General features: G+C 51.0%; 12 protein-coding genes. 3 read left to right on the forward strand and 9 right to left on the reverse strand.

All coding sequences use genetic code 11. The annotated features are described in order from the left end of the window. Positions 1 to 47 precede the first annotated feature (47 nt). The 9 genes from ACU6TU_RS10080 to ACU6TU_RS10120 form a co-directional block, all read right to left on the reverse strand. A complete protein-coding gene (locus tag ACU6TU_RS10080; protein WP_447141303.1) occupies positions 48 to 344 on the reverse strand; it encodes an integration host factor subunit alpha in 297 nt (98 codons plus the stop codon). A 68-nt stretch (positions 345 to 412) separates the two neighbouring features. Beyond that, a complete protein-coding gene (gene pheT, locus ACU6TU_RS10085; RefSeq protein WP_447141304.1) occupies positions 413 to 2794 on the reverse strand; it encodes a phenylalanine--tRNA ligase subunit beta in 2382 nt (793 codons plus the stop codon). A 27-nt stretch (positions 2795 to 2821) separates the two neighbouring features. Further along, positions 2822 to 3841 carry a phenylalanine--tRNA ligase subunit alpha gene (gene pheS, locus ACU6TU_RS10090; protein WP_447141305.1) on the reverse strand — a complete coding sequence of 340 codons (1020 nt, stop codon included), beginning with the start codon at positions 3839 to 3841 and terminating at the stop codon, positions 2822 to 2824. 167 nt (positions 3842 to 4008) lie between these two features. Then, positions 4009 to 4362, reverse strand: coding sequence for a 50S ribosomal protein L20 (gene rplT / locus ACU6TU_RS10095; RefSeq protein ID WP_100820269.1), 354 nt, complete (start codon positions 4360 to 4362; stop codon positions 4009 to 4011). A gap of 62 nt (positions 4363 to 4424) precedes the next feature. After that, on the reverse strand, positions 4425 to 4619 hold the full coding sequence (gene rpmI, locus ACU6TU_RS10100; protein ID WP_089725334.1) for a 50S ribosomal protein L35: 195 nt from the start codon (positions 4617 to 4619) through the stop codon (positions 4425 to 4427). An 82-nt stretch (positions 4620 to 4701) separates the two neighbouring features. Next, entirely contained in the window at positions 4702 to 5241 is a 540-nt protein-coding gene (infC, locus tag ACU6TU_RS10105; protein WP_447144223.1) for a translation initiation factor IF-3, read from the reverse strand. Between the two features lie 12 nt (positions 5242 to 5253). Next, a complete protein-coding gene (gene thrS, locus ACU6TU_RS10110) occupies positions 5254 to 7176 on the reverse strand; it encodes a threonine--tRNA ligase (RefSeq protein WP_447141306.1) in 1923 nt (640 codons plus the stop codon). Positions 7177 to 7415: 239 nt separating this feature from the next. After that, positions 7416 to 8282 carry an OmpA family protein gene (locus ACU6TU_RS10115; protein WP_447141307.1) on the reverse strand — a complete coding sequence of 289 codons (867 nt, stop codon included), beginning with the start codon at positions 8280 to 8282 and terminating at the stop codon, positions 7416 to 7418. Between the two features lie 388 nt (positions 8283 to 8670). After that, positions 8671 to 9138 (reverse strand): DUF2489 domain-containing protein, encoded by a 468-nt coding sequence (locus ACU6TU_RS10120; protein WP_447141308.1) that lies wholly within the window; start codon positions 9136 to 9138, stop codon positions 8671 to 8673. A gap of 256 nt (positions 9139 to 9394) precedes the next feature. Here ACU6TU_RS10120 and ACU6TU_RS10125 point away from each other — a divergent pair, with 256 nt between their 5' ends. The 3 genes from ACU6TU_RS10125 to ACU6TU_RS10135 all read left to right on the forward strand — a co-directional run bounded on the left by ACU6TU_RS10125 (position 9395) and on the right by ACU6TU_RS10135 (position 13525). Further along, positions 9395 to 9787, forward strand: a complete 393-nt coding sequence (locus ACU6TU_RS10125) for a hypothetical protein (protein WP_447141309.1) — start codon at positions 9395 to 9397, stop codon at positions 9785 to 9787. Positions 9788 to 10311: 524 nt separating this feature from the next. Next, complete coding sequence (locus tag ACU6TU_RS10130; RefSeq protein ID WP_447141310.1) at positions 10312 to 10641, forward strand: DUF6482 family protein; 330 nt, start codon at positions 10312 to 10314, stop codon at positions 10639 to 10641. A gap of 136 nt (positions 10642 to 10777) precedes the next feature. Beyond that, positions 10778 to 13525, forward strand: a complete 2748-nt coding sequence (locus tag ACU6TU_RS10135) for a cation-translocating P-type ATPase (RefSeq protein WP_447141311.1) — start codon at positions 10778 to 10780, stop codon at positions 13523 to 13525. Positions 13526 to 13530 lie beyond the last annotated feature (5 nt).

Genomic DNA, 13530 nt, shown 5'->3' on the forward strand with positions numbered 1-13530 from the left:
TAGTGGGATTACCTAACCAGGCTCCCAGCACTCATATGCCTGAGCGCCTATTCACCACGGTAGGTTTCAACCTGCTGCTTGAGCTTCTGTCCGGGGCGAAACGTCACGACTCGACGAGCAGAAATAGGTATTTCTTCGCCGGTTTTAGGGTTTCTACCAGGGCGCTCACGCTTGTCACGCAAATCAAAATTTCCAAAACCGGAGAGTTTTACTTGCTCATTTTCACGCAAGCAGGCTCGAATTTCTTCGAAAAAAGCCTCTACCATTGCTTTCGCCTCGCGCTTGGAAAGTGAAAGCTCGGTATGCAAATGCTCTGCGAGTTCTGCTTTTGTCAACGCACCCATGGATATCTCCTTGTCACCAGCGCTTAGCCCAGTGTCTGGTCTCAGCACAGCAGGATGACGCGTCATGATTAACTGCGCAATGCCGCGCTGTATTGCTCACGCGCCTGCAAAACGATGACGTCAACCAACTGATTGATTTCATCATCATTTAGAGTGCGCGAAGGATGCTGCCAGGTCAAGCCTAACGCAATACTCTTGTGGCCTTCTTCTACCCCTTTACCCGCATAAACATCAAACAAACGTAGCTGCTTGAGGTGCTCACCGGCATGCGTTTTTGCCATATCCAGCAGAGTCTGGACCGGCACGTCTTCATTCACAATAAAGGCAAGATCTCGGCGCACTTCCGGCTGACGTGACAGAGGCTCAAAAGCAGGTATCGACCCCTGGCTTAATGCATCAAGGCGCACTTCAAATAATAAGGCATCGACCTTCAAGCCAAGCTTGGCGCGCACTTCCGGGTGTAGTGTCCCTATCCAGCCAGCGGGCTGGTCATTATGCAGAATGCGCGCGCATTGACCAGGATGCAGCGACGGATGATCGGCTGCCTCAAAGCGCCATGACTCAGGCTGTCCGCCCAGGTCAATAAGACTTTCCAGGTCACCTTTCAGGTCATAAAAATCCGTGCTTTCCTTCCCTCCCGTCCAGCCTTCCGGGTACCGCGACCCACACACTACCGCCCCCAGCATCGGCGTCTGGTGAAGTTCGTCAAGCGGGCCGTTAAACACCAGCCCCGTTTCAAACAGACGCACACGGGTTTGCTGACGGTTAAGGTTATGCATCAATGCACGCACCAGACCAGGAAACAGGCTCGCGCGCATGACGGACAAATCTGCGGAAATGGGATTTGCCAACTCTGGAGACACCGCTTGCGGCAAAAGCGCAGCCTGTAAGTCAGGTGCCACAAAGCTGTAGGTCACCGCTTCCTGATAGCCACGCGCTACCATTTGGTGACGTAAACTGGCCTGGGAAACACGCGATTCCTGCGCTGGCTTGAGCGCCAGGCGTGCCGCTGGGCGCCGCACAGGCAAATTGTTATAGCCATGGATACGCGCCACTTCTTCGATCAGATCTTCTTCGATAGCGATATCAAACCGCCAGCTAGGTACGCAGACATGCCAGCCCTGGTCAGTGTCACTGATTTGCATGCCAAGCCGTGTGAGGATATCACTCACCTCTTCACGCGGTAGCTGCTTGCTCAACGCGTCCTGCAGACGTTTTTCGCGGAAAACGATTTCGCGTGGCTGCGGCAACGCAGATTCATCGCTGACGTCGTTGATCGGGCCAGCCTCACCACCGCAGATGTCTAACAGCAACTGCGTTGCACGCTCAACAGCCGTACGCGTCAGTGCAGGATCAACGCCTCGCTCAAAGCGATGAGAAGCATCAGTGTGCAGCCCATAAGAGCGCGCCTGCCCGGCAATGGCCAATGGCGTAAAGAATGCCGACTCCAGGAAAATAGTGTGCGTCGCCGAATTAATCCCGGATTTTTCGCCTCCCATCACACCCGCCAGTGCCAACGGGCCGTCATGATCAGTAATCAGCAGGGTTTCCGGCCGTAGTTCCACGTCCTGGCCATCCAGCAACACGAGCCGCTCGCCTTCGCGTGCCTGACGAACAACAATCTCACCATTGAGGTTATCGCGATCAAAGGCATGCATGGGCTGGCCGAGTTCCAGCATCACGTAATTGGTGACATCCACCACAGGGTCAATCGAACGGATGCCCCCACGACGCAACCGTTCAACCATCCACAAAGGCGTCTGCGCATTAACATCGACACCACGAATCAGACGCCCCAGATAACGCGGGCACAAAGACGGTGCTTCAATACTGACCGGGAAGGTTTCTTCGAAGCTTGGCTCAACAGGCGTTGTATCAGGCGTCACAACGTCCAGTTGATTCAGCACGCCCACTTCACGGGCGAGCCCTTTGAGACTCAGGCAGTCACCACGGTTCGGTGTCAGGTCCACTTCGATCGTGTGGTCATCAAGCGCCATATACGTGCGCAATAATGTACCCACAGGCGCGGCGTCAGGCAGCACAAAAATACCCGGCGAAGTTTCCTCAACCAGGCCTAACTCAGACTCCGAGCAGATCATGCCGCGCGATTCAACGCCGCGCAGCTTGGCTTTCTTGATTTTGAAATCGCCCGGCAGCACTCCGCCAACCTGTGCAAAAGGAACTTTCTGGCCAACTGCTACATTCGGCGCACCACAGACCACCTGAACCGGCTCAGGGGATCCATCGTTCACCAGACAGACATTCAATTTGTCGGCATCCGGATGCTGGTCTTTACTTATGACCTCGGCCACGACAACACCACTGAAGGCAGCGGCGACAGGCTCGACAGCATCCACCTCCAGACCCGCCATGGTAATCTGGTCAGCAACGGCTTGTGTATCAAGCTGCGGAGATACCCACTCACGCAGCCATTCTTCAGAAAATTTCATAGGGCTTCCTGTTGTCGGCAGCGAGGATTAAGCAAACTGGCGTAAAAAACGCAGATCATTTTCAAAAAACAGACGCAGGTCATTCACGCCGTAACGCAGCATTGCAAGCCGCTCAGCCCCCATACCGAACGCAAAACCGGTAAATCGCTCAGCATCAATACCCGAATGACGGAAGACTTCAGGATGCACCATTCCGCATCCCATGACTTCCAACCAACCGCTGTGTGAGCAGACACGGCACCCCTTTCCACTGCACATTACGCACTGGATATCCACCTCGGCGGAGGGTTCAGTAAACGGAAAATAAGAAGGTCTGAAGCGTACTGACAGATCATCACGTTCAAAAAAGGCTTGCAAAAAGTCTTCAATGGTTCCTTTCAGGTCGGCAAAGCTGACGCCTTCATCCACTAATAAGCCTTCTACCTGGTGGAACATCGGCGTGTGCGTCAAATCCGAATCACTGCGATAGACACGCCCAGGGCAAACGATCCGAATCGGCGGCTCACTGCTCTTCATGGTGCGCACTTGCACCGGCGACGTATGGGTTCTCAGCAGGCGGGTCGCATCGAAATAAAACGTGTCAGCCATTCCGCGAGCTGGGTGGTGTGCCGGAATATTGAGCGCTTCAAAGTTATGATAGTCGTCCTCAATTTCCGGCCCTACCGCCACATCGTAACCAATGCGGGTAAATAGCCCTTCAATGCGCTCCAACGTCCGCGTTACAGGATGCAGACCACCGCCAGGCTGGCCTCTCCCAGGCAATGTGACATCGATGCGTTCTGCTGCCAGACGGGCATTCAATGCCTGCTGATCCAGTGCTTCACGTTTCTGGTCGATATCACTCGCCAAACGTTGCTTTGCCTGATTGATCTGCTCACCTGCCTGGGGACGTTCTTCAGGCGAGAGCTTGCCCAGACCTTTGAGCAAGGCAGTCAACTCACCTTTTTTGCCCAGGTAACGTACACGAATTTCTTCTAATGCAGCGACACTTTGAGCTGAGTGAATAGCTTCATGTGCTTGAGATACCAGAGTGGGAAGGTGATCCATCCAATTGACTCCGAAGTGAGCTACCTCCTTGTCCGAGAGGTCAGCAAGTTGCTTGTAACGCGTTAGCAGCGACAAAAAAAACAGGGGAAGAGCGGCTGCTCTTCCCCTGTGTGGGTCACAAAAATGACCGAGCTTAAAACCTTACGCAAACAGTGCGCAAGAAAGCCTTACTGGGCAGCCTTGGCCTTTTCCACGATAGCAGCAAACGCCGCCTTTTCGTGAACAGCAAGATCCGCCAGAACTTTACGATCAATTTCGATACCGGCTTTCTTCAGAGCACCAACAAAACGGCTGTAAGACATACCGTGCTGACGCGCGCCCGCATTGATACGCTGAATCCACAGCGCACGGAATTGACGCTTGCGGTTACGACGGTCACGGTAGGCATACTGACCGGCTTTGATAACCGCCTGTTTGGCAACACGGAAAACACGCGAACGAGCTCCGTAATAACCTTTGGCTTGCTTTAATACTTTTTTGTGACGACGACGGGCAACAACGCCACGTTTAACACGAGTCATAACACACTCCTGACATTAACGATGAACACAACTTCGATGTGTTCAAAAAAAGAAACCCGAACTTAGAGATTCGGCAGCATACGCTGGATAAGCGCTTTATCGGCGTCATGGATCTGCTTCATACCACGCAGTTGACGCTTACGCTTGGTCGATTTCTTGGTCAGAATGTGGCTACGAAACGACTGCTTGTGCTTGAAACCATTCGCTGTCTTTTTGAAGCGCTTGGCAGCGCCACTGTTACTTTTGATTTTCGGCATGAGAAAACTCCGCTCGATATTTTTTTAGAAAACCCAAGGCCAGCCACAGCCGAAGCTGTGGCGCGTTTAACAAGCCATCGGATCACTTCTTTTTCGGGGCCAAGATCATGATCATCTGGCGGCCTTCCATTTTCGGGAAGGCTTCAACCGTTCCGATCTCTTCGAGGTCTGCGGCAATCCTTTCCATCAGCTTACGGCCGATGTCCTGGTGTGCCATTTCACGACCACGAAAACGCAAAGTGACTTTCCCCTTGTCACCACCTTCGAGGAATCGAATCAGGTTTTTCAATTTCACCTGATAATCACCCTCGTCGGTGCCAGGCCGGAATTTTACTTCCTTGACCTGAATCTGCTTTTGCTTCTTTTTCTGAGCAGCTTTCTGCTTTTTCTGCTCAAAAACGAACTTGCCGTAATCCATGATCTTACAAACAATCGGATCGGCATTAGAGATTTGCACAAGATCCATACCGTCTGCTTCAGCACGCTCCATGGCTTCAGTTGTAGGGACAACCCCCAACTGTTCGCCATCACTCGCAATAAGGCGTACTTCGGTTTCGGTAATTCTCTCGTTCATTGGGGGGCGCTTGTCTTGTGGGCGCCCACGCTGATTGCTTCGCTTGATCGTTCCGTCTCCTTAGGCAATTGACGATGTCGCCAGGGCTGCTCTTTCTACCTCAAGGCGCTCGATGAATTCATCAACCGTCATGGTGCCGAGGTTTTCGCCGCTGCGTGTACGCACGGCAACTGAGTCAGCTTCAATTTCCTTATCTCCTACCACAAGGAGATAGGGAACTTTCTGTAACGTATGCTCACGGATTTTAAAGCCGATTTTCTCGTTCCTCAAGTCCGCTTTGACTCTTAGGCCACTTTTTTGCAAACGTTTTTCCAATTTTAACGCATATTCACGCTGAGCATCGGTAATTGTCATTATGACAGCTTGCTGCGGTGCAAGCCATAAAGGCATAGCGCCAGCATAATGTTCAATCAGGATGCCCAAAAAGCGTTCAAAGGACCCCAGAATTGCACGGTGAAGCATAACAGGCGTTTTTCGCGCACCGTCTTCATCGACAAACTGGGCACCTAAGCGCCCTGGCAAATTGAAATCCAGCTGTAAGGTACCACACTGCCACACACGATTCAGGCAATCTCTCAACGCAAACTCAATTTTTGGCCCGTAAAAGGCACCTTCCCCAGGCTGCAGCTCCCATTCGAGACCTGTGGCACTCAGCGCAGCCTCAAGGCCTTGCTCGGCACGATCCCAAAGCTCTGCTTCGCCCAGAAAGTCTTCTGGTCGCGTCGATAACTTGAGCTCTACATCATCAAAACCTAACGTTTTATAGACCTCAAGTGTCAAGGCGATAAATGCCTCGGCTTCTTCCTGAATCTGACTTTCCGTACAGAAAATATGCGCATCATCCTGCGTAAAGCCACGAACACGCATCAGACCATGTAACGACCCAGAGGGTTCATTCCGATGACAGCTGCCAAACTCTGCCAAGCGCAAAGGTAAATCCCGGTAGCTTTTCAACCCCTGATTGAACACCTGCACATGACAGGGGCAATTCATCGGCTTAACGGCATACTCACGCTTTTCAGATTCAGTAGTGAACATCAGCTCACTGTAGTGCCCCCAGTGGCCGGATTTTTTCCATAGAGACAGATCCACCACCTGGGGGGTTTTAATTTCCTGATAACCATGCTCGCGCTGTATCTTGCGCATATACTCTTCTAACGCTTGATACATTGTCCAGCCATTAGGATGCCAGAATACCATCCCTGGCGCCTCTTCCTGCAAGTGAAAGAGATCCATCTTGCGCGCCAGTTTACGGTGATCACGCTTTTCTGCTTCTTCGAGGCGCAAAAGATAGGCTTTAAGCTGCTTTTTATCCGCCCAGGCCGTACCATAAACGCGTGTTAGCATGGTATTTTCTGCATCACCACGCCAATATGCGCCAGCCAGCTTGGTTAATTTGACAGCCTTCAGGTGCCGCGTATTAGGAACGTGAGGCCCACGACACATATCCGTGTATTCTTCATGGTGATACAGACGGATAGACGCTCCCTCAGGAATATCACGTACAATTTCCTGTTTATAGGGCTCATCGCGATGCAGGAAAGTCAGCATCGCCTTGTCTCGATCTACGTACTCGCGTACCACATCATATTCACGCTCAATCAGCGTTTTCATCTGAGCTTCAATCGCTTGAAGGTCATCCGGTGTAATCGATTCAGCGAACTCAATATCATAATAGAAGCCGTCATCGATGACGGGCCCAATGGCCATTTTTGCTTCTGGGTATAGCTGCTTGACAGCATGCCCCACAAGATGGGCACACGAATGGCGGATAATCTCGAGGCCTTCCTGATCACGCGCTGTAATAATAGCGACATCAGCATCACGCTCAATTATGTCCGCCGCATCGACGAGGACACCATCAATCTTGCCGGCAATGCAGGCCTTGGCCAAACCAGGGCCAATGGAAGCTGCTAACTGCATGATTGACAGTGGCTCGGAAAACTCACGCTGGCTGCCATCAGGCAAAGTAACAATAGGCATTCGGGTAATTCCTTGAGCGCAGTGGTGACCCATACCAAGGGTCACATATCGCTATCAATGGGTATCAATAAAAAAATTTCAAAACGAAAAACAGGCGCTTGGCACCCTGCTGCATCCTAGCAAACCCAGCCATTTGAATAAAGCAGGCGTCCATACAAGAAAACGCGGAAGACACAAGGTCTTCCGCGTTTTCGAGCTTCACCGTCTACGTGAGACGAAGGAAATTAATTCGTAATGAATCAGTTCCACTCGTCCAGTTCAACACGACGGTTTTCGGCACGGCCAGCGTCAGTGTTATTAGAAGCAACCGGACGCTCTTCACCATAGCCTACTGCCATCATGCGGTCAGCACTAACACCCAACTGGTTCAGGTAAGCGGCAACTGATTGAGCACGGCTTTGAGAAAGACGCTTGTTATAAGTCGCGGCGCCACGTGAATCAGTGTGTCCTTCAATGCTCACACGAACACCAGGATTGTTAACCAACAGCTGCGCTACGTTACGCAGCTCCTGCTGAGCCTGAGCTGTCAAACGGGCAGAATCAAACTCAAAGTTAACACCTTCAAGTACGAGGCTTTCTTCACAACCCAGAGAGTTCACGGAAGCGCCAGCCGGTGTGCCTGGGCACTGGTCACGGTAATCCGGCACGCCATCGTTATCGGAATCAAGCGGGCAGCCATTGGCATTAACGGCAACGCCAGCAGGCGTGCCTGGGCACTGATCACGATAATCTGCAACGCCGTCACCGTCGGTATCCAACGGACAACCTTCAGCATCAACGGCTGCACCCGCAGGTACGACACCATAGCTTGGGCACTGTGGCTCTGCTTTAACCGTACGGTCTGCACACAGAAGACCGCCGATAGCTGCACCAGCTGTACCACCGATCAGAGCGTTTTCATCTTCATCAGAATTACCGCTGGTGGAATAGCCAATAGCCCCACCAATGACACTGCCAGCAAGGCCGCAAACAAAAGGATGCATGCCGCCACTGCGATCAGAGCTCGCGGACGCTGAACCTGACGACTGAGAAGCAGAGCTAGCGCAACCAGAAAGACCTACTACCAATGCCGATCCGATGAGCAAGCCAGTCGTTGATTTTTTCATTAAGAACTCCTTGAGAATAATATAACAGGCAGCTTGGCCAATGATGAAGCTACCATTTGAGATTTAAGCTCGGCAACTTACACCTTTTCCCAACACCTACATCGTATTACTGAATAGTAGTGCTGAATAATAGTACTAGCCAGCAGTACCGAATAGTAGTTCAAAAACACACGTCGCTCAAAAACGTACGCGGTTCAAAAACATGATGCAATGAGACGCCAACCATTAATATAGCAGGTTACCGCACAATGGTATGCCCTTCACCATAAATAAAGCATAATTTATGGCGCTCACGCCTAAGACCTAAATATTATGCCTTTCATTGAAAGCCAAATGAAAATCAACAATTATAAAATGGCGTTACACTCAGAAGCTGCAACTGCCCTCCCTAATGTAGAGCGCGCCCACCTTTCTTGCGCCATTCAATAACAGCCCGCGCAGCAGCAATGACAGCGTCATGCATTTCACGTTCTACCGCCAGGCGCTCCTTATCCTCCTGATGACGCTCTTTAGGCGAGAGCTGACTACGGGCAGAATGCGTTTTCAAGTGCCGAGTACGTTCGTAAACCTCAGCAAATGCCTGAAATTCAGGACGTTCAGCCAGGCTTGTATCAATAATTTCAAGCAGCACCTTGCAGCGCCAGCTACCTTCCGTTATGTCTACCTGCTTTTGGGCTAATGCACTGACGACATGATCGAGATTCTCCAGGCTATTCGTAATGGCTCTGCGCTGCTCTTCCTCCAGCAAGGCTTCACGGCGCTTTACTTCCTTGCGCAGGGACAAGGCATAAAACCCCAAGCCAATGATTGCCAGCAGGCCAACAGCCAATAAAATCATCACGGTTGTAATGCTCATAAAATCCTCAAACGTTGGGTCGACAAAATTTCTACGAAAATTGTACTTGTTTTGATCTTCAACCCCAAACACAGGTTCCATCACACCGCAAAAATAGCCCCAGCATTTTTAACGCCAAGCGCTCTTCCCTTCACGCTCATCATCAGCCGCTCAATAGTGACAATTCATACTCTCGCCTGAATGCTGATTGACTATACTGAATATAGAAAACAGATAAATCTTGTCCGTACAAAACGCCACACATCAGGAGATTGTCATGACCACATCTAATATCAAAACCTCTAAAGCACCACAGATGCCTTACGGCTCTTTAAACCCATGGTTGGACGCCAGTCAGCCAATGCTTCTGTGGTGGACCGAGCAAAGCGCACAAGGCATAGCACCCATGGCCAAAATTCAAATGGCATGGTTGGAAGGTGTTTCTCAGGCAATGCAGGCCGAGCTGGATTTTTTTCAAGCGATCAGTAAAAGCCATGAAAAAATCGCACACTGTTTCATCAATGCGTCTGCTACACCGGACAGCAACCTTAACATGGCCAATTGCTATCAGGAGGTTATAAAAACGCTCACAGATGCGCATATGGACAGGCTGCAAAAAACATCTGAATTAAACCTTGAGTTTCGTAAATCTCTCTGGGAAGAGCTTTAATGTGATGATTTTATTACAAGAGCCTCATCGACACGAGATGTGAAACGTTAAGCTTTTCAATAATGCCTCTGGCAATACCCTGAAATTGCCATATGATAAGGTTTATTGAACGCTTGCAACGACTTAAGCACCAAGCGTGCCCTTCTCAAGCGAGCCGTCTGGTTACGAGAACAAACCCGTCGGCTTTTTTGTTTATTCAGATAGCTTTATATTTTATATATAGGACAACACTTTGCTTTCCAGACAGAGCACACCTCAAACTGACACCACATCTTTTCCTCTCTGCAAAAACAGTCGTATTCCTGTACGCGCTGCCTTGTGTCTTTCTATGGCCATTGGGCTAATCAGTCTATCCGGGTGCACCACCTACACATGGCCTGATGGATCCCAAAAAACGGTCATTGGCGTTCCTGCAGCTGACGAAAATAGCCGGTACGAAGAAGAGAATATCGACTCAGGCACACGTTACCGGTTACCCGGTGAAGTTCCACCCAAAAAAGATATTCAGGAGTAAGGTATCTGCCATGCCAGACACAATGACTCTCAGTACGTTAGCGCAACAAGTGCCTGGAAACACTTTTCAGGTAGAAATCCAGGCGCTTGATCTGGGTTGGTATTTTGTCCGCCTGCATGATGCTGACAATAGCGTTTTAACCCTGGTGGACGAATCAGGACAGACCCTGATGTTCACAGGAACACAGTGGGTCAGTCGCTCACTGCTTCCACTAGGCTTCACTCATGCCACGCTGACATACCCGCCGGTGACCGATGAGATGATAGGCATGGCAACTCTGCCACCTTCCCCTGAAGAACTCATGGCCAGCGGCACCCGCGTCAGCTTTGAAACGCGGTAACCCTTTTTCAATGCCGGATTAACCTGAAAGATGAGTTTGTCAGGAAGGATTAGTGGACTCCGAGCACTGAATTACTGCAGCGCAGCATGATGAAGTCTATAATTAACTTAAATTCATCATTGCAGGGAGTTTCCGAATGGCTGGTCATCCGAAGCGCATATCCAAAACGGCGAAAGACGGATTGACGCCGCACGCCTGGCATAGCATCAGACTTGATGACGCACTGGATAGATTGAACACCTCCTCTTCAGGACTTAGCCAGCAAGAAGCCACTCAGCGCCTGGCAGATAATGGTCCAAACCAGTTGCAGCAACAACAAGGACGTCACTGGACACAACGGCTGCTAGCGCAGTTCAACAATATCCTGATGTTGATTCTCCTGGTAGCAGCGATTGCCAGTTTTTTGCTGGGGCATACCATTGATGCTGCTGCGATTGTCGGCGTAGTGGTCATCATTGCGTTAATAGGCTTCATTCAGGAAGGAAAAGCAGAACAGGCATTAAACAGCATTCGTAATATGCTTTCGCCAAAGGCTAACGTGCTACGTGATGGCCACCGCACAACGGTTCCCGCTGAAGAATTGGTGCCTGGTGATATCGTTTTGATGGAAAGCGGCGACCGAGTACCTGCTGATTTACGCTTGATAGAAGCCAACCGGCTTCGAACCGAAGAAGCAGCGCTGACCGGCGAATCCGTGCCTGTCGAGAAGCACACTGAAACTGTCGCGGAAGATGCTGACCTGGCTGAGCGTGGCGGAATGGCGTACGCCAGTACTATCGTGGTTCAGGGCAGTGCTCGCGGGCTAGTGGTAGAAACCGGTAATCACACGGAAATTGGCAAGATTTCAGAGTTGTTGCGGGGTGTTGAAAAACTGAAAACCCCGCTATTGCAGCAACTGGACCGTGCCGGCCGGGTCTTGGCGTTATTTATACTTGCGGCGGCTACCCTTACCGCCGTTCTTGGAGTGCTGATTCATCAGCAGCCTGCCAGCGATATGTTTATGGCAGCGGTCGGGTTAGCCGTAGCGGCAATCCCGGAAGGCTTACCGGCGATTGTGACCATTGGCCTGGCGTTAGGCGTGCAAAGCATGGCAAAACGCAATGCGATTGTCCGTCATTTACCAGCAGTAGAAACACTCGGTTCCATTTCAACGATTTTTTCCGATAAAACAGGCACGCTGACACGTAATGAGATGACAGCCCAAGCCATCTGGATGCAGGATCAACAGTACCAGATAGACGGCATTGGCTTTGCTCCTGAAGGCGACTTTCATCACGTTCAGGATAATGGTGAGGTGTCGCCGGAAGCAGCCAAGCTCACAGACGAAAAAAGCCTCATTGATTTTTTACAGGCGGCAGTACTGTGCAACGACAGCGAACTTGCCGAGCATAAAGGACATCACCAGATTTTTGGTGATCCGACTGAGGGTGCACTCGTCGTTGCGGCAGCCAAAGCAGGCATTGACATACATGCATTACGTAACACCCACTCACGGATGGATGCCATTCCGTTTGAGTCGGAACACAAATATATGGCCACACTTCATGACCATGAAGACGGCCAGCAACGCATTTTTATCAAAGGCGCTCCGGACCGCCTGCTTGAAATGTGTCAATGCGCTTACACACCTCACGGTGACGTTGAGCTTGATCATCAACGCTGGGAGGAACGTATCCACGCGCTTTCTTCGCGTGGTCTACGGGTCTTAGCCATTGCCGATAAAGTTTGCTCCACTGTTGACGAGCTGGATCATCAGCATGTGCAGAGTGACCTTCGTTTGTTAGGCATCATCGGTTTGCTCGACCCGCCCCGCCAGGAAGCCATCGAAGCGGTTAAGTTATGTCAGAAAGCGGGCATCCGACCGGTGATGATTACCGGCGACCATGCAACAACAGCGCTTGCCATTGCTCGCCAGCTTGGTTTTTCACAAACCCAACGGGCGTTGACGGGGCGAGAAATTGAAGCCATGTCAGACGAGCAGCTTGAAGCTATCATTCTTGATGTCGATGTTTACGCGCGCGCTTCACCGGAACACAAACTTCGCCTTGTGAAGGCCATGCAGGCACGTGGTGGTGTGTGTTCAATGACTGGTGACGGTGTAAACGACGGCCCAGCTCTAAAACGCGCCGACGTTGGGGTCGCCATGGGCATACAAGGCACTGAAGCGGCCAAAGATGCCGCAGAAATGGTGCTGGCTGATGACAACTTTGCGACGATTGTCAGGGCCGTTGAGGAAGGCCGTAAGGTTTACGACAACATCCGCAAAACGATTACTTTTATTTTGCCAACCAATGGGGCTCAAGGCTTGGCCATCATGCTAGCCGTGCTGTCAGGTTCGGTACTTCCTGTTACCCCACTGCAAGCTTTGTGGGTGAACATGGTCGTCGCTGTGACGCTAGGTCTGGCATTAGCGTTTGAGCGTGGTGAGAAAGATTTGATGCAGCGCAGACCGCGTGACCCTAAAGCACCATTGCTTGATTTTTTCCTGTTGTGGCGAGTTGTTTTTGTATCGATGTTACTGCTGATCGGCGTGTTCGGCATTTTCATCTGGATAACCCAGCAGGGAGGTAGCATCGAGCTGGCACGCACGGGGGCGGTTAACATGCTGGTAACCGGAAGTGCGGCTTACCTGATCAACAGCCGCTTTCTGGTCAATAGCACACTGTCCATGGAAGGCCTCTTCGGTAGCCGACCGGTATGGATCGCTATAGGCCTGATCATGCTGTTTCAAATGGCATTTACCTATGTTCCCTTCATGCAGCTGATATTCACCAGTGAAGGGCTTGCCTTAGGCCATTGGTTAGTCATTCTGTTAATCAGCGGACTGGTCTACCTTGCCGTTGAAGGCGAAAAGCGTATCTGGCGGCGTCGCCAGGCACATTAACATCA

Source organism: Halomonas sp. LS-001 (assembly GCF_052983955.1).

What these genes read in the sequence shown, in the direction of transcription:
- ACU6TU_RS10080 (WP_447141303.1), bottom strand. Translation starts at nt 344, where the DNA reads ATGGGTGCGTTGACAAAAGCAGAACTCGCAGAGCATTTGCATACCGAG.
- pheT (WP_447141304.1), bottom strand. Translation starts at nt 2,794, where the DNA reads ATGAAATTTTCTGAAGAATGGCTGCGTGAGTGGGTATCTCCGCAGCTT.
- pheS (WP_447141305.1), bottom strand. Translation starts at nt 3,841, where the DNA reads ATGGATCACCTTCCCACTCTGGTATCTCAAGCACATGAAGCTATTCAC.
- rplT (WP_100820269.1), bottom strand. Translation starts at nt 4,362, where the DNA reads ATGACTCGTGTTAAACGTGGCGTTGTTGCCCGTCGTCGTCACAAAAAA.
- rpmI (WP_089725334.1), bottom strand. Translation starts at nt 4,619, where the DNA reads ATGCCGAAAATCAAAAGTAACAGTGGCGCTGCCAAGCGCTTCAAAAAG.
- thrS (WP_447141306.1), bottom strand. Translation starts at nt 7,176, where the DNA reads ATGCCTATTGTTACTTTGCCTGATGGCAGCCAGCGTGAGTTTTCCGAG.
- ACU6TU_RS10115 (WP_447141307.1), bottom strand. Translation starts at nt 8,282, where the DNA reads ATGAAAAAATCAACGACTGGCTTGCTCATCGGATCGGCATTGGTAGTA.
- ACU6TU_RS10120 (WP_447141308.1), bottom strand. Translation starts at nt 9,138, where the DNA reads ATGAGCATTACAACCGTGATGATTTTATTGGCTGTTGGCCTGCTGGCA.
- ACU6TU_RS10125 (WP_447141309.1), top strand. Translation starts at nt 9,395, where the DNA reads ATGACCACATCTAATATCAAAACCTCTAAAGCACCACAGATGCCTTAC.
- ACU6TU_RS10130 (WP_447141310.1), top strand. Translation starts at nt 10,312, where the DNA reads ATGCCAGACACAATGACTCTCAGTACGTTAGCGCAACAAGTGCCTGGA.
- ACU6TU_RS10135 (WP_447141311.1), top strand. Translation starts at nt 10,778, where the DNA reads ATGGCTGGTCATCCGAAGCGCATATCCAAAACGGCGAAAGACGGATTG.